Here is a 22,439-nt window from a genome sequence, read left to right as displayed (position 1 = left end):
ACGCGGTGATCATGGCTCTCGCTCAACAGATCTCCGTCGCGGCCATGTGCCGCTCTGATCAGCTGGCGAGGCGCTGCGCAAGCGCGCCGTACGCGCGAGCGACCGTCGACCACGCCATCTCGGGGGCCAATCGGCGTGCCTCGGCAGCCATCTCGCCGGCGAGCCGCGGCTGCGTCAAGACCCGGCGCAGCGCCGCCGCCATCGCATCCGGGTCGTCGTGGTCGACCACGATTCCCGCCCCGCTGGACAGCAACTCCACCGCGTGCGGAAACGCCGTGGCCACCACGGGCCGACCGTTGGCGATGGCCTCCGCCAGAATGGCCGAGTTGACGTGGTCGGTGGAGTCGTAGGGCAGCACGACCACCGCCGCGGACTGGATGAGTTCGGTGAGCATCGCCCGGCTGTAGGAACGAGCGTCGAAGCTGACCGAGTCGGCCACCCCGCACTGCCGAGCCTGCTCGACGCGGGCTTCGCGGTAGGCCTCTCCGTGGACGGACACCTCTGCGGGGTTGGTCTGACCGACGACGACGTACCGGGGGCGGCCTGGAACGTTCTTCAACGACTCCATTGCATCGATGACCCGCTCCACGCCCTTACCAGGTCCGAGTAAGCCCCACGTCAGGATGGTGGGCCGACTGGGTCGTTTCGGTCGGGGACCGCCCGACGGCGCTCCCCCATGCGGGATCGTCACCACCTTCGCGCGGTCCACCCCGTAGTCACGGCACAGGCGCTCGTGCGCGGCGCGCGACATCACGACGACCCGATCCGTCGACGCCACCAGCCGTTCCAAGACCCAGCGTTGGTGCGGATCGGGATTGTCGAGAACCTGATGTGCCACCGCGATCGTGGGCACCCGGACGGCAGCGATGATCGACAGCACATCGTCACCGTGAGTGCCTCCGTAGATGCCGTAGCCATGCTGGATGACGACGGCGTCGCAGCGATTCAGTTGCTCGGCGATCGACGCGACCGACTCGCCGATCGGCACCTGTCGGGCCGGACCAGATGCACAGAGCTCGTCGGTGAGCTCAACGGTGTCGACGCCGTAGCCGAGCGCGCGCAGACTCTCGGTCAGCGCGGCGCCGAACCGAACCACACCGGAGACGGCAGGCGCTGGTGGTCCGACCACGCCTATGCACATTGGGTAACCAAAAGCATTGTGGCCGTTCGGATTCAAGGCGCCGGCCATTGATCTGTGCGCAGACGATGCGCGAAGCTTGAATGTTGTCATGGGGTGATCCCGCCTGAGTCCACGGGGACCCCTTGTGTACCTGAAACGAAAAGTGGGCTGGTGAGTGTTGACTCACCAGCCCACGATCGAAAGCTCGTGCCGCTTAGACCGCCGTCACGTTGACGGCCTGCGGGCCCTTCTGTCCTTGCTCGACGTCGAACTCGACGCGCTGATTCTCTTCGAGCGAACGGTAGCCGCCGCCGGAGATCGCGGAGTAGTGGACGAAAACGTCCTCTGCGCCGCCGTCGGGGGCGATGAAGCCGAAGCCCTTATCGCCGTTGAACCACTTCACAGTTCCCTGTGCCATACTTTTTCAACTTCTCTCATGGGATGAAACGCCAGATTCGGCGTCCCGCCCTAACGGTAGCACGCGGTGGGCGACCGAATGGTCACGAACTGGCGGCCTCGCGCCAATTGACACTCTCGGTGCGCGCGAGACCGACGACGAGACAAGCTGTTTCGTAGATCCGATTGTTGGCCGCATCGATCCTGGGAGGTAATCCCGCCGCCGCCCGCATCACCATCGATCCGAGCGCCTGTGACGTCATGCTCGGGACGACAAGCAGTTTCACCGCTGCCTCTCGGCCCACGATCGACATCAGCCGCGGCCGGCGGTAATGACCACCGGGAAGCGCCTTGCGCGATCCGACGGCGATGGTCTCCAGATCCAGCTGGCCCTCCGTAGGGGACCAGTTGATCTGCATGGTCTCGACCTCGCCGAGCGCGGGGTGCAGCGCCCCGATCAGATCGGGGAGCTCGGCCGCGATCGCCGAGGAATGAGGCCACCACGCCCCGTCGATGACGCCGCTCCGATCAGTCGCGAGACTGACCCGGATCGGCCTCGACGCGCGGCGAGCACGCGGTATGCCGTTCACCGACCAGGCGAATCAGCAGAATGCCTCGGAGTCAGGTCGGAGAACACCGGAGCCTCGACCGGCTCGTCGGATGACGACGCCGGAGCATGTTCTTGCTTGGTCTGGCGATGGGAAAAAAGTTCAGACGATTCCATGAGCACGTCCTCGAATGTTGGGAGGGTTGTCGCCTCGGTGCGGAAGCTTTCGATCGCTTCGCCGGCTGAGTAACCCTGTATCCGACGATACACCCCGCGGGTCAGGGCGCTGCAGCGTCATCGACATCACACCCTCGTGGCGAATATCCGCCGACGGATCGGGCATCAGTGAACACATCGAATTTACTGTTCACTACCCGACGGAGAGATCGATGTCGCGCTACCTGTTCACCCTCGGTGGGCTCAGCTTCCGCCGCCGCTGGCTCGTGCTCGGCACGTGGCTCGCCGTCCTGATCGGTGTGGCCGTCGCCTTCGTCGGATTTCGGGGCGAGCCGTCGGACAACTTCACGATCCCGGGCACGGAATCACAGCGGGCCGTCGAGCAACTGCAGCAGCGACTGCCGGCGTTCGCCGGTGCCCAGACGCAGATCACGTTCGCCGCGCCGCCGGGACGGACCCTCACCGATCCGACGATCGCGCCCGCCATCGACCGGGCCGTGGCCTCCCTGGCCCGGGTTCCCGACATCGCGGCCGCCGCAGGTCCGACGCAGACCCGCCAGGTCGCTCCCGACGGCCAGGTGGGGTTGGGCACCGTCCAATGGCGAGCCCCCATCGGCGAGGTGACCGACGCGTCACTCCACCAGCTCGAAGCGGCGATGAAGCCGATCCAAGACGCGGGTGTCCGCGTCGAGTACGCCGGCAGCGTGTTCCCCGGATACAAGGTCGACGTCCCACACCTGCCCGAGATCATCGGAATCGCGGCGGCGTTCCTGATCCTGCTGGTGACCTTCGGCGCCATCGTCGCCGCGGGGCTACCCATCCTCACGGCGAGCATCGGCGTCGGCGTCGGCGCGCTGGGCATCTTCGTCGTCGCCGCATTCGTCGACATGCCCTCGGCATCGCTGTCGTTGGCCCTGATGCTGGGCCTGTCGTGCGGCATCGACTACGCGCTGTTCATCCTCAACCGCTACCGCAACAACCTGCTGCTTCTGATGCCGCGCCAGGAAGCGGCCGCCCTGGCCGTCGGGACAGCAGGCGGATCGGTGGTGTTCGCGGCCTTGACCGTCGTCATCGCACTCTGCGGCCTCGCCATCGTGGGCATCCCGTTCCTCACCTACATGGGCCTCGCGGCGGCGGTGTCCGTGCTGATCGCGATGCTCATCGCGCTGACCTTGCTGCCGGCCCTGTTCGGCTTCGCGGGCGGCAGAGTCTCGTCCTTCATCGAACCCCCGCTGCAGCCCGGCCGTCCCAAGCAGGTCGCGCAGGTGGCGGCTTACACCCCGCACCGCACCCTCGGCGCCGCGTGGGCCCGGTTCGTCGTGCGGTTCCGCGCGCCGCTGCTGGCGGGTGGGGCGGCAGCGCTCGTCGTGATCGGCCTCCCGGCGCTCGGCCTGCACCTCGGCCTGCCCAGCGGTGCGTCGCAGCCGGAGTCCAACACGTCCCGTCAGGCGTACGACCTGACGGCCGAACATCTGGGCCCCGGCTTCAACGGACCGCTTCTGGTGGTGGCGGATCTGACCCGGGCCACCGATCCACGCGCGGCGGCCACGCTGGCGGCCAACCTCAGCCGAGAGGACGGCGTCGCGGTCGCCGCGCCTGCCGGCGGCGACGACCGGACCGCAGTTATCCAGGTCATTCCGACCAGCGGCCCCAACGACACCGCGACCGCGGACCTGGTCACCACGATTCGCGCCGACCGCGACGAGATCGAAGGAAACACCGGGGCAACTTTCCTCGTCGGCGGAAACACCGCGTCCAACATCGACACCTCGGCCAAGCTCTCAGCTGCACTGCCCGTGTTCTTGCTCGTGGTCGTCGGGTTGGCCTTCGTCCTGCTGACCATCGCGTTCCGCGCGGCACTGGTCCCGCTGACCTCCATCGCCGGGTTCCTCCTCTCGGTGTTCGCGGCACTCGGCGTTCAGGTGGCAGTCTTCCAATGGGGTTGGGGTGCATCGCTTCTCGGCATCACCCCGGGAGAGACGATCAGTTTCCTGCCCATCATCGTGCTGGCGATCATCTTCGGCCTCTCCAGTGACTACGAGGTCTTCGTGGTGTCGCGGATCAGAGAGCAGCTCGGGCACGGTGACGACGCCACGACCGCGGTGCGGCACGGTGTGGGGTTGTCGGCGCGGGTGGTGACGGCCGCCGCGCTGATCATGTTCGGCGTGTTCATCGCGTTCGTGGCAGGCAGTGATCCGATCATCAAGTCGGTGGGCCTCACCCTGGCCGTCGGCGTGTTCCTCGACGCGTTCGTCGTCCGGCTCACCCTGATTCCTGCGGTGATGGCCATGCTGGGGGATCGAATGTGGAAGCACCCCGCGTGGTTCGACAGGTTGGTGCCGGACCTCGACATCGAGGGCACGGCGTTGGAGGCCAAGCACTCTCCGCCGGTCCCCGTGGCCTGACGCGACGAAGCCCCGACCTGTCGGGTCGGGGCTTCAGCCGGCTTCGTCACGCGTCGGCGCGCGCCGCCTTCCGTTCCTCACGCTGAGCTGCCCGGGCGGCCTTCGCCTGCGCACGGGCTTCCCGCTTGGCGGCCTTGACCTCCGCGCGGTGCGTTGCGCGCGCCTCACGTTGTGCGGCGGCATCTGCGCGGGGCGTGGGGTCCGCCTGTGGCTCCGGGGTGTCCACGACGGGCGGCGCCTCGACTGCCAACGATTTCACGGGCGAGGTGGTGACCTTGTCATTGCGGCTGTAGCCCGCGTCGATCTTCGCTTTGAGCGCGGCCTCCTGCGACTTCAGCTTCGGATTCAATTGCACCAGAGGCAAAGTGGCAGTGGGGACCAGGTAGTGGGTGGTGGTACCGCCCTGTGCGGTGGTCTCGACGGTGATGTTCTTCGCCGGAACCGACGCGAGGCTGCCGTACATCACCGGCACGTGAACGACGATCGCCCCGGCCATCGCGTTCGCCACCGCCAGCGCGTTCCACGGCCGATCGGGGAAGTCGGCGAAACCGTCGTATTCGCCGGTGATGACGACGACGTCATAGGGGGTGACCGGTGCGGGCTGGTAGGTGTAGTTGAGCTTGGAGCTGTACTTGGTGGAGTTCTTGATCAACTCCTGCCTGCTCGAGTCCTCGACCACGATGAACTCGATGTCGTCGGGGTTCGGCAGCTTGCCGCTGGCAACCATGTTCCGCATGACCTCGTTGACCACCAGCGAGCCCGCCGACAATCCGACGACGGTGACCTTCTCACCGTTGATGACGTTGCCGTTAGCATCCCGGGACAGCTGGGCGAGACCGGTGTTGATCGCGGCGGTGAGATTGGTGACGCCGATGTCGATGGAGTCACCGAGGTTCTTGTCCGTCTTGCCGGTGATCGGACCAGCCTGCGCGGGCCAGGTGACGTTCACCCGTTTCTCGTTCTTGAACTGACCGCCCAGCAGCGGCGCCATCACGTTGTCGCCCATGGTGCCGGCGCCGATTCCGCCGATGATCAGCGCTGAGCTACTGGCCCAGGATGCCGCGGCGCCGGAGAGGGCGAGGGATGCGGAGGCAAACGCGATGCCGCATGTGAGGGAGGCTTTGCGAAAGATGGTGCTCATGAGGTTCCCCGGATCTACGTGATAGGTGTCGAAACGCCATCTCATCGGCGTGACACGAGCGTAGAACCCAAATCCGACTTTCAATCAGCAAATCAGAAAGATTCCCATCATCGGTTATTCAGTTACTAACATTGTTCCAATTTTATCGCGTTGATCAGGGATTACTTTATTGCTGGACGTGCTGAGCAATTCCAAATGGTAGCTCTTCAAGATTTTCAGCATATTTTTGCTTTCGCAATGAGTGATCCGCAAGTTTCCGGTACGCGGCGTGCCATTTTCTCCGCCAGGCACCAGAGCCGCTCACAACTGGATGATCAGCACGATTGCCACGACCGCGAAAACGACGGCGAAGAGAGCAATCGCAGCAATGCCGATGGCCGCGCGCGGATTCACGTTCTTGCCCGCCGTCGGATCAGGGTTCTTGGTGGCCGACGTCTGGGCCGACTGCGGTGAGATCTCCCCCGGGGGGACACCCCCAGCGCGCTCCTCGCTGGGGGTGTCCATGGGGTCGGGATCAGGCGGCAACGCGGTCACGACGAGTTTCCTTGTCGCACTCGCTCACTGTCGCTGAGATCCTCCAACCTGTCTGCCCGGGCTCGGGCTCCCGTCGCAGCTCGGCGTTTGGCAGCCGCATCGTCGAGTTCCTGGTCAGCGACGTCGGTCACCGCCTTCTCGGCCTCCTTGCTCCGGTTCTGTGCGCTGCGCTTTGATTTCTCTGCTGCAGCGACGCCGTGGTCCGCCGACTCGGCGATCGACCGCTTGGCCTCCGCTGTCCTGTCGCCAGCGTCTCGGAGAGCCTGACGCTTCTCTTGCTCTGCGTCCTCACGAGCGGACGCGACGCGCTGCGCCGCGTCGTCACGTGCCTGTTGCGGTACTGTCGCGGCCTTTTCGCGTTTCCGGGCCAGCTCGTCCTGGGCATGCTCTTTCTTCTGCTCCGCCACCTCGTCGAGGCGCATCGCTTCGCCCAGCGCAGCAACGCGCTGAATCCGTGAGATCCCGTTCTCCTCGAGAGCGCGGTCCCTGAGCGCATTACCAGCGGCAGCATCGAGGGCTCCCACCGCACGTTCGTACATCAGCCGGCCCGGCGCCTCCCGGTCGACGAGGGGCAGGACTCGGTCCTCGACCATCTGTAACGGTGTTCGCGCAAGCCGGTATTGGAACCGCAGGATCGCGAAAGGCAGGTCGGAGAGTTTCATCAGGTCCTCCTAGGAATGGGGATCGGCGGACTCGGCGCGGCGGCGCAACCTGTCGGCCTCGGCTTCGGCGCGTGCCGCGTCGGTGACCTCGCCGCGGTACTCATCGAGCGCCGCATCGTATTCGGACTGCGCCTCCGCAACCTGTTGGCGTTCCTGGGCAGACGCGCGCAGCGCCGCACTCTGCACGTCGGCCTCGGCCTGGGTGTGCGCTCGGGCCGCGTCGCGGCGGCCCGCCTGCTCGGCAGCAGTCTGTTGGGCAGCTTCCTGGGCACGCACGGACGTCTTGTCCTCGGCCGCACGGACTTCCGCGACTCGACGCTCCTGCGCACCCTCGCGCTGGGCTTCTGCGGCCATGTCTCGCGCCTCGGCAGCTTCCGCATCTGCCTCGGCGTCGACGCGACTGGCCTCACGGCGTTCCTCGGCCTCGGTCTGCTCGAGTTGGCCCTGCGCGGTCAACGAGTCATTTCCCGTCACCGCCCCGGCTACTTCCTTGGCCTTGCCCTTCACGGAATGCACGAAGCTCTTCCGCGTCTGGGCGGCGTTGTCGTCGGTCATCTGGCCTCCTCGGGGAGGGGCTACCCGAGCTGACCCGATCTACACCGACGATTGCGCGGCGCGGAATTTCACTTCGTCGCGCCGTTGATGGCGGGGCGGTCGATCATGCCGCGCTCGACACCCCACATGTTCGCGATGGCCCGATACTCGCCGCTGTCCATCACGTGCTCGAGCGCCTGGCGCAGCGCCTCACTCAATGGGGAGTTCTTCTGCACCGGCCAGCCGTACGGGGCCGAGTCGAACACGTCTCCGGCAGGCACCAGGTCACCGCGGCTGAGCTTGATCGCGAACCCGGTGACCGGTGAGTCAGCCGACATCGCTTGCACCTCGCCCTTGAGCAGTGCCGTGGTGACCTCATCCTGACTGGTGAACACGACGATCTCCACCGGCGCCATTCCCGCCGCTGTGCACTCGTTGCTCTTCCTGGGTAGCTCGTCGGTCTCTTGCAGAGTCCCCTGCGCCACACCGATTTTCAGTCCGCAGGCCGATGCCGGACCCAGTGAGGTGCCCGGTCGGCGCGCCCACTGCGTACCGGCGCGCAAATACGTCACGAAGTCGACCAGTTCTTCGCGATCGGCCGTGTCGGTCACCGATGAGGAGCCGATGTCGAACGAGCCGTCGACCACTCCCGGCAGGATCGAATCGAACGGCGTATCACGGAAATCCGGCACCAAGCCCAGTACCCGGGTGACCGCCTTCGCCAGTTCCACGTCGAAACCCGTCAGCTGACCGTCGGTGTTCTTGAACTCCATCGGCGCATAGGGAACGTTGACGCCGATCACCAGCCGGCCCGTCTCACGGATGTCAGCCGGTACGGCGGCAGCGATAGACGCCACAGCGCCGTTGGGCAGATTCTTCGCAGTGTCCGAGGCGCCACGCCACGGCGCCCACGTCCAGAGTCCGGCCGCACCCGCCGCGAGAACGACCACCGCGGCCGCCGCCGAGAGCGCCTTGACCGGCATCCGGCGTCGGGGCCGAGCCGCGTGCCGAGAGCCACGGCCGCCACGGGGCACCGGCGCGGTCATGGCACGCCGCGCCGCGGCAGCCAGTTCGCCCGCACTCTGGTAACGCTTCTCCGGCTTCTTGGCCATGCCCTTCGCTATGACGTCGTCGAACGCGGCCAGCCGAGGATCCGTGGCCGACGGGCGCGGCAGCGGTGACACCATGTGGCCGGCGATCTGCTGTTCGAGGCTGTCGGCGGGATAGGGCCGCGAACCGGTCAGGCACTCGTAGAGCACGCAGGTCAGCGCATAGATGTCGGATCGCCGGTCGACTTCGCCGCCCTCGAATCGCTCCGGCGCCATGTAGGCCAAGGTGCCCAGGGTGCTGCCCGCGGTGGTCAACCCGTGCTCCCCCGCCGTGCGGGCCAACCCGAAGTCGATCAGGTACACGAAATCGCCGCTGGTGATGAGGATGTTGGACGGCTTGATGTCGCGGTGGATCAGACCTGTCGCGTGGGCGGCATCGAGAGCCTCGGCGACCTGTTCGACGATGCTGACCGCGAACTCCGCACCGAGCGGCTTGTCGGTCTCCTCCAGCATCGTGCCGAGGTTGCGACCCTCGATCAGCCGCATGTCGAGGTAGAGGCGGCCGTCGATCTCACCGTATCCGTGGATCGGGACGACATGCGGGTCGTTCAGCCCCGCGGCCGCCTGTGATTCCCGCCGGAAACGCTGCTGAAAGACGGTGTCGGCGGCCATGTGGTGGGGCAGGACCTTGAGGGCCACCACGCGATCGGTTCGCGTGTCGTAGGCCCGATAGACCTCACCCATGCCGCCCTGGCCGATGAGCTTCTCGAGTCGGTAGGGACCGAATGGTGTCGCATTCACCGGTGTTCTCCTCGGCTGCGGCCGAACGGTCCGTCGAAACGATCTACATCAGGTTTGCCGGGGCTGCCCCGGCGCATGTCACGAATGCACGACCGGTTGCCCACAGAGGACATCGCGGTCAAAACGTTGTACCACGGCACAGCGGCTGCTGCTTTTGTTGAGCGAAAAGCCGACGTCGGACTGCGCACTGCACTCTCGCTGCGACGATGTATTGATGCTCGTTGAGTATCAATCGAGTGGCAAAGAGTCTTGGACAGGCATCGACGCGCCTCCTACCGTTGACGTCATGACAGCGACGATGTCTTCCGCCACGGGTCTCACCGGCCAGATGATCATCGCCGGTACCCCTGTCCGCGGAACAGGAACCCAAGTGCGTGCCTACGACCCCGCCGCCGACCGAGCGCTCGAACCGCCCTACTTCCACGGCGATGCCGGTGATGTCGAGGCTGCCTGCACTGCCGCGGCCGAGGCGTTCGGAACCTACCGCTCCACGGCGTCCGAGGAACGGGCCCGGTTCCTCGAGGCCATCGCCACCAACATCGACGCCATCCGCGACACGCTGATCTCCCGCGCCGTCCTCGAATCCGGGCTGCCGCAGGCTCGCATCACAGGCGAGGTCGGCCGCACCACCGGCCAGCTGAGGCTCTTCGCCAGTGTCCTGCGGGAAGGCAGCTGGAACGGCGCGCGCATCGACCCCGCCCTTCCCGATCGAACTCCGGCTCCGCGCCCCGACCTGCGACAGCGGACCGTTCCGCTGGGCCCGGTGGCCGTCTTCAGCGCGTCGAATTTCCCATTGGCGTTCTCGGTGGCCGGCGGCGACACCGCATCCGCACTGGCCGCCGGCTGCCCCGTCGTCGTCAAAGGCCACGACGCACACCCCGGCACCTCCGAACTGGTCGGCCGGGCGATCTCCGATGCCGTGACCGCAGCAGGTCTGCCCGCAGGGACGTTCTCGCTGCTCTTCGGCTCAGGACCGGACCTCGGAATCGCACTCGTCACCGATCCACGCATCAAAGCGGTCGGGTTCACCGGCTCCCGTTCCGGCGGCACAGCACTCGTCGCGGCTGCCGCGGCGCGTCCCGAACCCATCCCGGTGTACGCCGAGATGAGCTCCATCAACCCCGTCTTCCTGCTCGACGGAGCGTTGGCCAGCCGCGGCGCGGATCTCGGCCGGGCATTCGTCGCCTCACTCACGATGGGCTCGGGACAGTTCTGCACGAACCCTGGCCTGGTCATCGGTGTCGACGGCCCGGGCCTGGACACTTTCGTCGACGCCGCCCGCGACGCGCTCGCCGGCGCCGCGGCGACACCGATGCTGACGCCCACCATCGCGCGCAGCTACGACTCGGGCGTCGAATCGCTTCGACAAGCCGCCGAGCTGGTGGCCCGCGGCGAACCGCAGAGCGGCCAAACATCCTGCCAAGCAGCGCTTTTCACCACGAACGCATCGACCTTCCTGGCCTCCGATACCCTGCAGGCCGAGGTCTTCGGGTCGTCGAGCGTGATCGTGCGCTGTGCCGATCTCGACGAGATGCACGCCGTGGCAGCCGGTATGGAAGGTCAACTGACCGCCACCGTGCACGCCGACGAGATCGATCACCCGGCGGCGGCCGACCTGCTTCCACTGCTCGAGCTCAAGGCGGGCCGGATTCTCTTCAACGGCTGGCCGACGGGAGTCGAGGTGTGCCACGCGATGGTCCACGGCGGCCCCTCACCCGCCACGTCGGACTCGCGCACCACGTCGGTCGGCTCTCGCGCCATCGAACGTTTCCTGCGGCCCGTCTGCTACCAGGACGTGCCCCCGTCTCTGCTACCTCCGGCGATCACCGACGGAAATCCAGAGCACCTGTGGCGGCGCATCGACGGCCGGCTCACGCAGGACTGACACCCCACCACTCACGAGCGAGGAGCCACAACCCATGCGTCCGATTTCGCGCCCCGACTTCCGCGGCGTCCTGTTCTTCCCGGTCACACCATTCGGCACGTCCGGAAGCGTCGACTTCGACGCGCTGGCCGCGCACATCGCGCGGGGCGTGGATGCGGGCGCCGGCGGCGTCTTCGTCGCCTGCGGCACCGGCGAGTTCCACGCCATGGACGATCGGGAGTTCGGCGACGTCGTCCGCACGGCCGTCGACGTGGTCGGCGGCCGGGTCCCGGTCTACGCCGGCGCCGGTGGCTCCGTGGCACAGGCCAAGCGCTTCGCGGTAGCAGCGGAGCACGCCGGGGCCGATGGGCTCCTGCTTCTACCGCCCTACCTGGTGGAGGTGCCGCAGGCTGGTCTCGTCGACTACACCCGGGCCGTCGCGGCGGCCGCACAGCTGCCCGTGATCGTCTACAACCGCAACAACGCACGATTCACCGAGGAATCCGCCGTAGCAGTCGCACGTATCCCGAACGTCGTCGGATTCAAGGACGGCACCGGCAATTTCGACCAGGTCGCTCGAATCGTGCAGGCCGTCACCACGACCGTCGATCCCGATTTCCTCTTCTTCAACGGTCTGCCCACCGCAGAGACGACACAGCTCGCGTTCCGGGCGATCGGCGTTCCGCTGTACTCGTCGGCCACGTTCGCCTTCGCACCCGATCTGGCCCTGGCCTTCTACAACGCGTTGGAATCCGGCAACCAGGGCCTGGTCAACGCCTTGCTCAACGCGTTCTTCATCCCCCTGGTACGGCTGCGCGACACCGTCCCGGGCTATGCGGTGTCGCTGGTCAAAGCCGGCGTCACGATGGCAGGCATCCCCGCCGGAACCGTGCGCCCGCCGCTGGTGATGCCGACACCGGACGACCTCGCCGAATTGGCTTCGATCGTCGAGGCCGGGCGATCCGTCGTCGCCGATGCGCTGGCCCAGGCACGCTGATGCCGGCCATCCGGATCACCGGAGCCCGGATCACGCCGGTGGCGTTCGCTGATCCGCCGCTGCTCAACACCGTGGGCGTGCACCAGCCGTATGCACTGCGGGCAATCATCCAGCTGGACACCGACGCAGGCTTGGTCGGCCTAGGCGAGACCTACGCCGACACCCGCCACCTCGGCCGGCTACATGCCGCCGCCGATGCAATCACCGGACTGGATATCTTCGCGCTCAACGCTATTCGCGCGGAGATCGCCGAACGGCTCAGAGGCGATACCGCCGCGGTCGGTACGGCGGGCATGATCACCACAGCCAGCGCAGTCGATCAGGTGTTGTCCCCGTTCGAGGTGGCATGCCTCGACGTCCAGGGCCAGGCACAGGGCCGCCCGGTCAGCGATCTACTCGGCGGCGCCGTCCGTGACGCCGTGCCGTTCAGCGCCTACCTGTTCTACAAGTGGGCAGCCCACCCCGGCGCCGAACCCGACCGGTTCGGAGAGGCACTCGATCCGGACGGCCTCGTCGCCCAAGCTCATCGCATCGTCGACGAATACGGCTTCACCGCAATCAAACTCAAGGGTGGCGTCTTCCCCCCCGACGAAGAGATGGCGGCCATCGAGGCCTTGTCCCGCGCATTCCCGGGTGTCCCGCTGCGGCTCGACCCCAACGCGGCGTGGACTCCGCAGACCGCGGTGAAGGTGGCCTCCGGATTGGCAGGGATCCTCGAATACCTCGAAGATCCCACACCGGGCCTCGACGGCATGGCGGAGGTGGCCGCGCAGGCGCCGATGCCCCTGGCCACCAACATGTGCGTGGTCGCGTTCGACCAGCTCGCTCCTGCCGTCGCGAAAAATTTTGTCCGCGTGGTCCTTTCCGATCACCACTACTGGGGTGGGCTGCAACGCTCGCGACTGCTCGCCGGAATCTGCGACACGTTCGGGCTCGGCCTGTCGATGCACTCGAACTCACATCTCGGCATCAGCCTGGCCGCGATGGTGCACCTCGCCGGGGCAACGCCGAACCTGACCTATGCCTGCGACACCCATTGGCCGTGGAAGACAGAAGACGTGGTGAAGCCCGGGGTACTCCGCTTCGTCGACGGTGCCGTCCCGATGCCCCGGGGTCCCGGCCTCGGCGTGGAGATCGACGACGAGGCGCTCGACACACTGCACCAGCAATACCTTCGCTGCGGAATCCGCGACCGGGACGACACCGGCTACATGCGCACTGTGAACCCGGGCTTCGAGCTTCGCAGCCCGCGTTGGTAGAGCCTTTCGCGGCACGACCCGGAGCTCTACGGTGTGAGGATGGCAGCGATCGAGGCCGTCCACCCACCGGATGCCGTACTCAAGACCATCAATCCGATCCTGCGGCGCGCACTTCCGACACCCCTCGGCAGGCTGATCGGCGACTTCATGTTGCTGCGCTTCACCGGTCGCAAGTCCGGTCGACGCTTCGCCATTCCCGTGAGTGCACATCATCTCGACGGCAACCTCTACGCGGTGATGGAGGCACAGTGGAAGTACAACTTCCGCGGCGGGGCCGATGTCGAGGTGTCCCATCTCGGGCGCACCTCGCCGATGCGCGGCGTCCTGCTGAGCGACTCTGCGCAGGTCGCCGACATCGTCGACCGGCTTGCGACCGCCTACGGCGCCAAGAAAGCGCAACGGATGATGGGCCTGAAGTTCGCCGCGGACCGGGTGCCCACCCGCGAGGAGTGGGATGAGGCGGTCGCACGCATCCACATCTCCGCGGTCTCCCTGACTCCCGGACGCTGATGTTCTCGTTGGCTCGATTGCAGTGCTTCGTCGCGGTCGCCGAAGAGCTGCATTTCGGCCGGGCGGCCGAACGCCTGCACATGACGCAACCGCCGCTGTCGCGCCAGGTTCAGCAGCTCGAGAGCGAGCTCGGCGTGCAGCTCATCGACCGCACCACCCGAACCGTCACGCTGACACCGGCCGGCGCCGCGTTCCTGCCCGACGCACGTCGCATTCTGCAGCTGGCCGAAGGGGCCGCGCAGACTGTGAAGCGGGTCCCCGCAGGCGATCTCGGTACGGTCGTGATCGGATTCACCGCGGCGTCGGCGCACGCGGTGCTGCCGCGACTGCTGGAGCGCGCGCGCGAAAGACTGCCCGATGTGACGCTCGATCTGCGCGAGATGGTGACCGCAGCCCAGATCGAAGGGCTGGCGACCGGCGAGCTCGACCTGGGCATGGCCCGTCCGCCGCTGAAGCGGCCAGGGCTGGTGTCGCGGCCGCTGCTGCACGAGCAACTGATCGCGGCCCTGCCCTCGGGTCACCCGCTCGCCGAGCTGCCCCGGCAGTTGACGCTCACCGACCTCGACGGGCAGGACGTCGTGATGTATTCGCCGGTGCAGGCACGGTATTTCAACGAACTGCTCATCTCGACCTTCACCATTGCCGGCGCCACGCCGCGGTATGTCCAGTACGTGACACAGGTGCACACGATGCTGGTGCTCGTACGCTCGGGCATCGGGATCGCGCTGGTACCGGCATCGGCGGCCACGCTGCACCCCGAGGGCGTCGTGTTCCGGACGATCGGGGCGTTTCGCGAACGGCCCGTCGAACTCGACGCCGTGTGGCGGGGCGACTCGACGAACCCCGCGCTGCTGCGAGTGCTGCGAGATGTGCTTCCCCCGCAGGAGTGGACGACCGACGACCTCGTCGAAACCGTCGACTGACGTCGATCAGACCGGCGTGACCAATTGCCCTGTCTCGAGGAAGCTCTCCAGGTTGCGCAGGGTCAGTGCCTCCATGGCCGCGCGCGTCTGCACCGTGCCGCTGGCCACATGCGGGAGCAACACCACCGTGTCCAGCCCGTAGAGCACCTCGGGCACCTTGGGCTCGTGGGCGAACACGTCGAGCCCGGCGCCCGCGAGCCGTCCTTGCACGAGTGCTGACACCAGGGCGTCCTCGTCGACGACGCTGCCGCGGGCGATGTTGATCAGATAGCCGTCGGCGCCGAGCGCGTCGATGACCTCACGACCGACCAAGCCGCGAGTGCCCTCACCACCGGCCGCGGCGATCACCAGAACGTCGACCTCACGCGCCAACTCCACGGGGGACGCCGCGTATGCATAGGGCGAATCGGTCACGCGATGGCGATTGTGATAGCTGATGGCGCAGCCGAAAGCGTTGAGCCGGTGGGCGATTGCCGAGCCGATGCGACCCAGACCGATGATGCCGACGCGGGTGTTGCTGACCTGGCGGGTGAGCGGATAGGAGCCTTCGACCGGCCACCGGCCGGCCCGTACATATCGGTCGGACGCCGAGAACTGCCGCAACGTGTCGATCAACAGACCCACGGCCGTGTCAGCCACACAATCGGTCAGCACATCGGGTGTGTTGCTGACCCCGATTCCCCGGGCTTCGGCCGCGTCCACGTCGGTGGTGTCGTAGCCGACGCCGAAGTTGACGATCGCGCCGAGGTGAGGCAGCGCAGCCATCAGCTCGGCATCCACGCCGGTGCGTCCGGACGTGACCACCGCGGTGACGTCCGCGCCGTGTTCGGCGAGAAATGCTGCTCGCTCGTCACCGGACTCCGGCAGCGTCTTCGCGAGGTACTCCTGGGCAAGCGTCTGCTCGAGCGACGGCTTGAGGGGACCGACCTGCAGAACCGCACCATTGATGCTCATAGCGCACCACGCTACGGCGACCTGCGAATACCCGTCTACGTCCGAATTGGCATGGACTTATAGCGAAACGGCATCGGCGGCTCTGCGCGCGTCCCATTCGGGTATCGGAAACCCGGTTCGCTGGGTGAACGTGCTCGTCAGAGGCATTTTCACGGCCCCACACCCCGGTTCGAGCTCGCAGAATAACTGCGTGAAGCGCATTTTGGGCAGGGTTGACGCTCCCGGAAACCCGCTCTTACGGTGTGGTTGTCATCACAGCGTGCATCTACATACGTGGACGTCACAGCCCCCAGCCCGGGAGGACCCATGAAAGCCGCAGCCCTTGCCGCACTCACCGTCGCGGCGGTCACCGTGAGCGGCTGCTCGGTCGCGAACTCCGGCGGCGGCGGATACGACCCGGGCACGCTGCGCATCGTTCTCCAGCAGGAGCCGCCCACGCTGGAACCGTGCGAGAGCTCGCTGACCTCGACCGGCATCGTGGTGCGTTCCAACATCACCGAGCCCCTGCTGGAGCGCGACGCCACCACCGGCGACCTGACTCCGCTGCTCGCCACGCGGTGGACGCAGACGAGCCCCACTCAGTGGACCTTCCAGCTGCGCGACGGTGTGACGTTCTCCGACGGGGCGCCCTTCACATCCGAGGACGCCGCCTTCTCGATCGACCGGGCCGTCAACTCGGATCTGCAATGCAACGTCGACGGGTACGTGTTCGGTGACGAGAAGCTCAGCCTGCAGACTCCGGACCCGACCACGGTCGTGGTCGGCACCACCGAACCGGATCCCATTCTGCCGCTGCGTGTCTCATTCATCGAGATGGTTCCGCGCACCACCAGCACTGCCGAGAAGGTGCGCGAACCGATCGGCACCGGGCCCTACGCCATCGCCGCATGGGACTACGGCCAGAAACTGACGCTGAAGCGCAACCCGACGTACTGGGGCGCGGCGCCGGCCTTCGCCACCGCCGAATACCGCTGGCGCAGTGAGGGAAGCGTGCGCGCGGCGATGATCATCAACGACGAGGCCGACATCGCCACGGGCCTCGGCCCCGAGGACGGCGCCGGCGACCTCGGAGTGCCGTTCCAGAACAACGAGACCACAGCCCTGCGCATGCAGGCCACCGAACCGCCGCTCAACGACATGCGGGTGCGCCAGGCCATCAACTACGCCGTCAACCGCACCGGTATCGTCAAAGCCCTCTTCCGCGGCCTCGGTCAGCCGGCGGCACAGCTGATCCCCTCCGGCGTAGTCGGTTACAACGACCAGCTCCAGCTCTGGCCGCACGACACCGAGAAGGCCAAGCAGCTGATCGCCGAGGCCAAGGCCGACGGCGTGCCTGTCGACACCCAGATCCGGCTGATCGGGCGCACCGCGCAATTCCCCAACATCAGCGAGACCATCGAAGTCCTGCAAGCCGAGTTCACCGAGATCGGGCTGAACGTGAAAATCGAGATGATGGACACGTCCAATCAGCTGGAGTACCAACTGCGCCCCTTTCCGGCGAACACCGGGCCCTACCTGCTGATGATCATGCACGGCAACCAAGCCGGTGATGCCGCGTTCACCATGGACCAGTACATGCTCTCCGACGGACCGCAAAGTGCCTATGGGACGACCGAATTCGACACCAAGATCCGGGCCGCCGAAGCACTGACCGGACAGGCCAGACAGGACGCATTCGCCGCACTGTTCGCCGAGGAACCCAAGGAGATCATGCAGATGGCCTACATCGCCCACATGAAAGGCATCCTCGGCAAGTCCCCCCGCGTCGACTACACCCCCGATCCCGCGACGGGCGACGAGATGCGGCTCGCCGCTATGACTCCTGCCGGTGACGACCGCACCGACCAGTCCTGAGAAACAGGAAGGCCAGCCCCATGTTCCCCTTCGTCCGGCGCCGGATGTACTCCAGCGCACTGCCGTTGATCATCGTGCTGCTCGGCGTGTTCCTCCTCGCCCGGCTCACCGGTGACCCCACCAACCTGTACCTGCCCGAGTCCGCGACCGCCGACCAGCGCGCCGAATTCGCCGCGGCAAACGGCTTCAACGATCCGCTGGTCACCCAGTTGATGGACTACTTCAAGGGTGTGTTGCACCTCGACTTCGGCACCTCGCTACGCACCGGCGAATCCGCGGCGGACATGGCTCTGCGGGCCTTCCCCGCCACACTGCAGCTGGCGATCACCACCATGCTCCTGGCCATCGTCGGAGCCGTCGTCATCGGCTGCTGGGCCGCATACCGCCCCAACTCGCTTGCCGATCGGTTCTCCAGCCTGCTCTCCATGACCGCCGCGTCGATCCCCGACTTCTGGTTCGCCATCACCGGCGTGTGGCTGTTCGCCGTGCTGCTCGGCTGGCTGCCCACCTCCGGGGTCGACGACGGCATGCTCAGCTGGATCCTGCCGATCGCGACGCTGATGATCCGACCGCTCGGCGTCCTCACCCAGGTGGTCCGTGGAGCCATGGTCTCGGCGCTGTCGGCACCGTACGTGCGGCTGGCTCGCAGCAAGGGCGCCAGCGACTTCCGCGTCGTCAGCCATCACGCCCTGCGCAACGCGGCCGCCCCTGCCCTCACGGTGGCCGGCGACCTCGCCGTCGGGCTCATCAACGGCGCGGTCGTGGTCGAGGCGATCTTCGGCTGGCCGGGCATCGGGAAATTGATGATCGACGCGATCCTGCAGCGCGACTTCGCGGTGCTGCAGGCCGCCGTGCTGCTCACCGCGGTCAGCATCTTCCTGCTCAACATCTTCATCGACGCCTGCTACGCGCTGCTCGACGCGCGGGTGCGGGAACCAGCTCGCGTCTAAGACGGCAACCCAGACCGCTAGGAGCACTCTCATGACTCAGATCGACCTGATCCCGGTCAAACCCACCACGGCGATCGTCGGCGAGGACGACACCGACACCGCACGGACGCGGGGCCGGTCACTGTGGTTCCGGCTGCTGATCAACGACCGCGTGGCGTTCGCCGCCGCATGCGTTCTCGGGCTCGTGTTCCTCACGGCGCTGCTCGGCCCCGTCCTGTTCGGCGACCTCGCCACGCGCATCGACCTGGACAACTCCAACCAGGCACCGTTCACCCTCAGCCACGGATGGGCGAACATCCTGGGCACCGATCCGCTGGGCCGCAGCATGCTCGCCCGGCTCGTCGTCGCCTGCCGCACCACACTGTCGGTTGCCGTGCCCGCGGTGGTGATCTCCGCGGTCGTCGGCTCGGCGATCGGAATGTGGGCGGGCTATCACCGCGGTTGGCGCGAAACGGTAGCGATGCGCATCGCCGACGTGATCATGAGCTTCCCGTCTCTGCTGCTGGCCGTCGTCGTGCTCTACGTCTTCTCCCCCAGCGCCGCCAACATCGTTGCAGTGCTCGCCATCACCCGTATCCCGGTGTACCTGCGCACCGCCCGCGCCGAGTCCGCCGAACTGCAGAGCCGTGTGTTCGTCGACGCGGCGCGCACTTTCGGCGCCAGCGCGAACTCGATCATCGGCCGGCACGTGCTGCCGATCGTGCTTCCCACGCTGCTCACCGTCGCGACGCTCGACTTCTGTTACGTCATGCTCGCCGAGAGCTCACTGAGCTTCCTGGGCATTGGCATCCAGCCGCCGGACGTCAGCTGGGGTCTGATGGTCTCCCAGGGCCGCACCTATCTGCACAGCGCGTGGTGGCTGTCGTTCTTCCCCGGCCTCGCGATCGTGATCACCACCGTCTCGGCGACGATCCTGGCCGCCTGGGCGCGCATCGCCACCGACCCCGGCCAGCGGTGGCGTCTCACCGTCCCGCAGAAGCGGCTGGCCGCCTTCACCAAGACCGGAAAGGCCCTGCGATGAGTGCACTCGCCGACCACGACATCCACGTCGACACGACACCCGTCCTCGAGGTCGACCGCCTGTCGGTCGATGTCCGCACGATCTCCGGGACGTTGCGGGCCGTCAACGAGGTGTCCTTCGGCGCGCGGCGCGGCGAAACCCTGGCTCTGCTCGGCGAATCCGGCTGCGGCAAGTCGATGACGGCGACGGCCCTTGTTGGGCTGCTCGAGCCGGTCGCCGACATCGTCGGTGGCAGCGCCCGGCTCGCGCATCAGGACGGGACCGTCGACCTGGTGACAGCCGACCGCAAGAAACGTCGCGCGATCGCGGGCACTGAACTCGCGATCGTCTTCCAGGATGCATTGACCGCACTGAACCCGCTCTACACGGTCGGAACCCAACTGGCCGAACCGTTTCGGATTCATCATGGACTCTCCGCGAAGGAGGCGAAGAGCAAAGCCGTCGAGTTGATGGCCCGGGTCGGAATTCCCCAGCCCGAAACCAGGATCAATTCGTATCCGCACCAGTTCTCCGGCGGGATGCGCCAACGGCTGCTCATCGCGATGGCCGTCGCGCTGAATCCGAGCGTGTTGATCGCCGACGAGCCCACCACGGCACTCGACGTCACCGTGCAGGCGCAGATCATGGCGCTGCTGCGGGACCTGCGCTCCGAATACAACATGGCCGTCGTGCTCATCACCCACGACCTCGCTCTGGTCGCGGAGGAGGCCGACCGCGTCGCTGTGATGTACGCGGGAAACATGGTCGAGACCGGCTCTGTCGACGAGGTTTTCGCCAACCCTCGGCACCCGTACACCAAGGGGTTGCTGAACTCGGTGCCGGTCAACGCCCGCCGCGGCGACAGCCTGAAGTCCATCGGCGGCTCACCACCTGACCTGCACGCCGTCCCCGCCGGATGCGTCTACCAGGCCCGCTGCCCGCTGGCCCGCGACATCTGCACGACGACACGACCGACCCTGTCGGGCACCGACCGCGCGACAGCCTGCCACTTCCCGGAAGAGGTCACCAATGTCTGATCACACGAGCCCGTTGCTCGAGGTTCGCGACATCCGCAAGTCCTTCCGGGTTCCGCACGCCGGCAAGAACGCCCTTCGCGCACTCGACGGCATCACGCTGGACCTCAAGCGCGGCGAAACACTCGGCCTCGTCGGTGAATCCGGCTGCGGCAAGTCCACGTTGGCGCGGACGTTGATGATGCTCGAGCGGCCCGACGAGGGCAGTGTGCGCTTCGACGGCGTCGACCCCTTCAGCCTCAAAGGAGCCGAACTCCTGGCGTTCCGCCGCCGAGTCCAGATGGTGTTCCAAGACCCCTACGCCTCACTGAACTCGCGCATGTCCGCTGCCGAGATCATCGCCGAACCATGGCGCAGCCACAAAGGAGTGGTGAAGAACCGGCAGGACCGCGACATGCGGGTCCGCGGGCTGCTCGACATGGTGGGTCTCGGTGCGAAGGCGGCCAACAAGTACCCGCAGGAGTTCTCCGGCGGGCAGCGTCAGCGCATCGGGATCGCGCGAGCGCTTGCGTTGGACCCCGACGTGATCATCTGCGACGAACCGGTGTCCGCTCTGGACCTCTCGGTGCAGGCGCAGGTACTGAACCTGCTCAACGACCTGCAGGACCAACTCGGCATCAGCTACATCTTCATCTCCCACGACCTGTCCGTGGTGCGGCACGTCGCCGATCGGGTGGCCGTGATGTACCTGGGCCGGATCATCGAAAACGGGCCCACCGAAGCGGTGTACGAGCGATCCAACCACCCCTACACCGCGGCGCTGATGTCGGCCGCACCCTCACTGGACAGCTCCCGCCGCGGTGCGCGCATCCTGCTCAAGGGTGAGGTCCCGTCACCGATCGATCCGCCGTCGGGATGCCGGTTCCGAACCCGGTGCTGGAAAGCGACCGACGTGTGTGCGAGCACCCCACCGCCCGTGGCCGCCGACCCGACCACACCTGACCATGCCGCCGAATGCCACCATCCGCTGCTCCTCGAAGGGAGTAGCCGTGAGACCGTGCCGGCATGAGCCCCGGCGGCTACTGCGTTCTCGCCGTGGCGATCTTCCTGGCGTCGGCGCTACAGGCGTCGATCGGCTTCGGCATGGGAATGTTCGCGGCACCGATCGTCGCGCTGGTCGAGCCGGCGCTGATTCCGGGCACACTGATCATGGTGGCGACGCTGGTGACGCTGATCGTCGTGATCCGCGAGCGGGAAGCGATCGATCTGTCCGGTACCGGCTGGGCGCTCGTCGGTCGGGTACCCGGCACCATCGCCGGCGCGCTACTTCTCGCGGCGCTGCCGCACCGCGCTCTGTCACTGATGCTGGCCGCCGTGGTTCTCGGCGGGGTGATCCTCACCAGCAGCGGGTGGATTCCGGCGCCGCGCCGACGCAATGTGGTGATCGCGGGAGCGACCTCCGGCCTGCTGGGAACAGCGACCTCAATCGGTGGTCCTCCGATGGCGTTGGTGTGGCAACGCAATTCCGGGCCCCGACTGCGCGGCACGATGGGCGGATTCTTTCTGGTGGGCTCAGTGATGTCGTTGATCGTTCTGTCTGTCACCGGCGCGGTGGACGAGCGCACCTGGTGGGGCTTCGCCGCGCTGGTGCCTGCGGCGGTGGCGGGCTATCTACTGTCCATGGTGGTGAACCGACACCTCAATCCGGCCCGGTTGCGTCGAGTGGCGATCGTCGTCTCTGCCATGGGCGCTGCGCTGCTGATCGGCCGCGAACTGTTGGCGATGTGA

General features: G+C 66.8%; 21 protein-coding genes. 12 read left to right on the top strand and 9 right to left on the bottom strand.

Annotated features, from left to right (window positions below):
- Nucleotides 1-58: 58 nt before the first annotated feature.
- From ACZ50N_RS04330 to ACZ50N_RS04320, 3 genes are all read right to left on the bottom strand, one after another.
- Complete coding sequence (locus ACZ50N_RS04330) at nucleotides 59-1,129, bottom strand: glycosyltransferase (RefSeq protein ID WP_464474718.1); 1,071 nt, start codon at nucleotides 1,127-1,129, stop codon at nucleotides 59-61.
- Nucleotides 1,130-1,334: 205 nt separating this feature from the next.
- Complete coding sequence (locus ACZ50N_RS04325) at nucleotides 1,335-1,538, bottom strand: cold-shock protein (protein WP_046366004.1); 204 nt, start codon at nucleotides 1,536-1,538, stop codon at nucleotides 1,335-1,337.
- 82 nt (nucleotides 1,539-1,620) lie between these two features.
- Complete coding sequence (locus tag ACZ50N_RS04320; RefSeq protein ID WP_073682952.1) at nucleotides 1,621-2,106, bottom strand: DUF5994 family protein; 486 nt, start codon at nucleotides 2,104-2,106, stop codon at nucleotides 1,621-1,623.
- Between the two features lie 346 nt (nucleotides 2,107-2,452).
- Here ACZ50N_RS04320 and ACZ50N_RS04315 point away from each other — a divergent pair, with 346 nt between their 5' ends.
- Nucleotides 2,453-4,645 (top strand): MMPL family transporter, encoded by a 2,193-nt coding sequence (locus ACZ50N_RS04315; RefSeq protein WP_464474717.1) that lies wholly within the window; start codon nucleotides 2,453-2,455, stop codon nucleotides 4,643-4,645.
- A gap of 46 nt (nucleotides 4,646-4,691) precedes the next feature.
- On the opposite strand, the gene ACZ50N_RS04310 is transcribed toward ACZ50N_RS04315, so the two are convergent.
- From ACZ50N_RS04310 to stpK7, 5 genes are all read right to left on the bottom strand, one after another.
- Nucleotides 4,692-5,786 carry a PE-PPE domain-containing protein gene (locus tag ACZ50N_RS04310; protein WP_464474716.1) on the bottom strand — a complete coding sequence of 365 codons (1,095 nt, stop codon included), beginning with the start codon at nucleotides 5,784-5,786 and terminating at the stop codon, nucleotides 4,692-4,694.
- A gap of 300 nt (nucleotides 5,787-6,086) precedes the next feature.
- On the bottom strand, nucleotides 6,087-6,320 hold the full coding sequence (locus ACZ50N_RS04305; protein ID WP_048423305.1) for a DUF6480 family protein: 234 nt from the start codon (nucleotides 6,318-6,320) through the stop codon (nucleotides 6,087-6,089).
- A complete protein-coding gene (locus ACZ50N_RS04300) occupies nucleotides 6,317-6,982 on the bottom strand; it encodes an ATP synthase subunit B family protein (protein WP_464474715.1) in 666 nt (221 codons plus the stop codon). The genes ACZ50N_RS04305 and ACZ50N_RS04300 overlap by 4 nt, the downstream gene beginning before the upstream one ends.
- 9 nt (nucleotides 6,983-6,991) lie before the next feature.
- Nucleotides 6,992-7,537, bottom strand: coding sequence for a CsbD family protein (locus tag ACZ50N_RS04295; protein ID WP_464474714.1), 546 nt, complete (start codon nucleotides 7,535-7,537; stop codon nucleotides 6,992-6,994).
- Between the two features lie 68 nt (nucleotides 7,538-7,605).
- The gene (gene stpK7, locus ACZ50N_RS04290) at nucleotides 7,606-9,366 is read right to left on the bottom strand and encodes a serine/threonine protein kinase StpK7 (RefSeq protein WP_464474713.1); all 1,761 of its coding nucleotides are present in this window, start codon (nucleotides 9,364-9,366) and stop codon (nucleotides 7,606-7,608) included.
- 286 nt (nucleotides 9,367-9,652) lie between these two features.
- On the opposite strand from stpK7, the gene ACZ50N_RS04285 reads away from it, so the two are divergent.
- The 5 genes from ACZ50N_RS04285 to ACZ50N_RS04265 are packed head-to-tail and all read left to right on the top strand — an operon-like array spanning nucleotide 9,653 to nucleotide 14,919.
- Nucleotides 9,653-11,251, top strand: coding sequence for an aldehyde dehydrogenase (NADP(+)) (locus ACZ50N_RS04285; RefSeq protein ID WP_464474712.1), 1,599 nt, complete (start codon nucleotides 9,653-9,655; stop codon nucleotides 11,249-11,251).
- Between the two features lie 34 nt (nucleotides 11,252-11,285).
- Nucleotides 11,286-12,227, top strand: coding sequence for a 5-dehydro-4-deoxyglucarate dehydratase (locus tag ACZ50N_RS04280; RefSeq protein ID WP_464474711.1), 942 nt, complete (start codon nucleotides 11,286-11,288; stop codon nucleotides 12,225-12,227).
- Nucleotides 12,227-13,486 (top strand): glucarate dehydratase family protein, encoded by a 1,260-nt coding sequence (locus tag ACZ50N_RS04275; protein ID WP_464474710.1) that lies wholly within the window; start codon nucleotides 12,227-12,229, stop codon nucleotides 13,484-13,486. Before ACZ50N_RS04280 ends, ACZ50N_RS04275 begins: the two co-directional genes overlap by 1 nt.
- Nucleotides 13,487-13,525: 39 nt before the next feature.
- Complete coding sequence (locus ACZ50N_RS04270) at nucleotides 13,526-13,996, top strand: hypothetical protein (protein ID WP_464474709.1); 471 nt, start codon at nucleotides 13,526-13,528, stop codon at nucleotides 13,994-13,996.
- A complete protein-coding gene (locus tag ACZ50N_RS04265) occupies nucleotides 13,996-14,919 on the top strand; it encodes a LysR family transcriptional regulator (protein ID WP_111511463.1) in 924 nt (307 codons plus the stop codon). Before ACZ50N_RS04270 ends, ACZ50N_RS04265 begins: the two co-directional genes overlap by 1 nt.
- A 6-nt stretch (nucleotides 14,920-14,925) precedes the next feature.
- Here ACZ50N_RS04265 and ACZ50N_RS04260 read toward each other — a convergent pair whose 3' ends face one another.
- The gene (locus tag ACZ50N_RS04260) at nucleotides 14,926-15,873 is read right to left on the bottom strand and encodes a 2-hydroxyacid dehydrogenase (RefSeq protein ID WP_464469081.1); all 948 of its coding nucleotides are present in this window, start codon (nucleotides 15,871-15,873) and stop codon (nucleotides 14,926-14,928) included.
- A gap of 306 nt (nucleotides 15,874-16,179) precedes the next feature.
- On the opposite strand from ACZ50N_RS04260, the gene ACZ50N_RS04255 reads away from it, so the two are divergent.
- Genes ACZ50N_RS04255 through ACZ50N_RS04230 form a run of 6 tightly spaced genes read left to right on the top strand, consistent with a single transcriptional unit; the run spans nucleotide 16,180 to nucleotide 22,439 of the window.
- A complete protein-coding gene (locus tag ACZ50N_RS04255; protein WP_464474708.1) occupies nucleotides 16,180-17,727 on the top strand; it encodes an ABC transporter substrate-binding protein in 1,548 nt (515 codons plus the stop codon).
- A gap of 20 nt (nucleotides 17,728-17,747) precedes the next feature.
- Complete coding sequence (locus tag ACZ50N_RS04250) at nucleotides 17,748-18,677, top strand: ABC transporter permease (protein ID WP_464469083.1); 930 nt, start codon at nucleotides 17,748-17,750, stop codon at nucleotides 18,675-18,677.
- 31 nt (nucleotides 18,678-18,708) lie between these two features.
- Entirely contained in the window at nucleotides 18,709-19,698 is a 990-nt protein-coding gene (locus ACZ50N_RS04245; protein ID WP_464474707.1) for an ABC transporter permease, read from the top strand.
- The gene (locus tag ACZ50N_RS04240) at nucleotides 19,695-20,714 is read left to right on the top strand and encodes an ABC transporter ATP-binding protein (protein ID WP_464474706.1); all 1,020 of its coding nucleotides are present in this window, start codon (nucleotides 19,695-19,697) and stop codon (nucleotides 20,712-20,714) included. Before ACZ50N_RS04245 ends, ACZ50N_RS04240 begins: the two co-directional genes overlap by 4 nt.
- Entirely contained in the window at nucleotides 20,707-21,720 is a 1,014-nt protein-coding gene (locus ACZ50N_RS04235) for an ABC transporter ATP-binding protein (protein WP_464474705.1), read from the top strand. The genes ACZ50N_RS04240 and ACZ50N_RS04235 overlap by 8 nt, the downstream gene beginning before the upstream one ends.
- Nucleotides 21,717-22,439 carry a sulfite exporter TauE/SafE family protein gene (locus ACZ50N_RS04230; protein ID WP_464469087.1) on the top strand — a complete coding sequence of 241 codons (723 nt, stop codon included), beginning with the start codon at nucleotides 21,717-21,719 and terminating at the stop codon, nucleotides 22,437-22,439. Before ACZ50N_RS04235 ends, ACZ50N_RS04230 begins: the two co-directional genes overlap by 4 nt.

This window comes from Mycolicibacterium obuense (genome assembly GCF_055397605.1).
This window is presented reverse-complemented; position numbering and strand designations above follow the sequence as displayed.

Excerpts from the sequence above, each read along its gene's own strand:
- ACZ50N_RS04325 (WP_046366004.1), bottom strand. The coding sequence starts at position 1,538 with ATGGCACAGGGAACTGTGAAGTGGTTCAACGGCGATAAGGGCTTCGGC.
- ACZ50N_RS04315 (WP_464474717.1), top strand. The coding sequence starts at position 2,453 with ATGTCGCGCTACCTGTTCACCCTCGGTGGGCTCAGCTTCCGCCGCCGC.
- ACZ50N_RS04310 (WP_464474716.1), bottom strand. The coding sequence starts at position 5,786 with ATGAGCACCATCTTTCGCAAAGCCTCCCTCACATGCGGCATCGCGTTT.
- ACZ50N_RS04300 (WP_464474715.1), bottom strand. The coding sequence starts at position 6,982 with ATGAAACTCTCCGACCTGCCTTTCGCGATCCTGCGGTTCCAATACCGG.
- ACZ50N_RS04295 (WP_464474714.1), bottom strand. The coding sequence starts at position 7,537 with ATGACCGACGACAACGCCGCCCAGACGCGGAAGAGCTTCGTGCATTCC.
- ACZ50N_RS04285 (WP_464474712.1), top strand. The coding sequence starts at position 9,653 with ATGACAGCGACGATGTCTTCCGCCACGGGTCTCACCGGCCAGATGATC.
- ACZ50N_RS04280 (WP_464474711.1), top strand. The coding sequence starts at position 11,286 with ATGCGTCCGATTTCGCGCCCCGACTTCCGCGGCGTCCTGTTCTTCCCG.
- ACZ50N_RS04275 (WP_464474710.1), top strand. The coding sequence starts at position 12,227 with ATGCCGGCCATCCGGATCACCGGAGCCCGGATCACGCCGGTGGCGTTC.
- ACZ50N_RS04270 (WP_464474709.1), top strand. The coding sequence starts at position 13,526 with ATGGCAGCGATCGAGGCCGTCCACCCACCGGATGCCGTACTCAAGACC.
- ACZ50N_RS04265 (WP_111511463.1), top strand. The coding sequence starts at position 13,996 with ATGTTCTCGTTGGCTCGATTGCAGTGCTTCGTCGCGGTCGCCGAAGAG.
- ACZ50N_RS04260 (WP_464469081.1), bottom strand. The coding sequence starts at position 15,873 with ATGAGCATCAATGGTGCGGTTCTGCAGGTCGGTCCCCTCAAGCCGTCG.
- ACZ50N_RS04255 (WP_464474708.1), top strand. The coding sequence starts at position 16,180 with ATGAAAGCCGCAGCCCTTGCCGCACTCACCGTCGCGGCGGTCACCGTG.
- ACZ50N_RS04250 (WP_464469083.1), top strand. The coding sequence starts at position 17,748 with ATGTTCCCCTTCGTCCGGCGCCGGATGTACTCCAGCGCACTGCCGTTG.
- ACZ50N_RS04245 (WP_464474707.1), top strand. The coding sequence starts at position 18,709 with ATGACTCAGATCGACCTGATCCCGGTCAAACCCACCACGGCGATCGTC.
- ACZ50N_RS04240 (WP_464474706.1), top strand. The coding sequence starts at position 19,695 with ATGAGTGCACTCGCCGACCACGACATCCACGTCGACACGACACCCGTC.
- ACZ50N_RS04235 (WP_464474705.1), top strand. The coding sequence starts at position 20,707 with ATGTCTGATCACACGAGCCCGTTGCTCGAGGTTCGCGACATCCGCAAG.
- ACZ50N_RS04230 (WP_464469087.1), top strand. The coding sequence starts at position 21,717 with ATGAGCCCCGGCGGCTACTGCGTTCTCGCCGTGGCGATCTTCCTGGCG.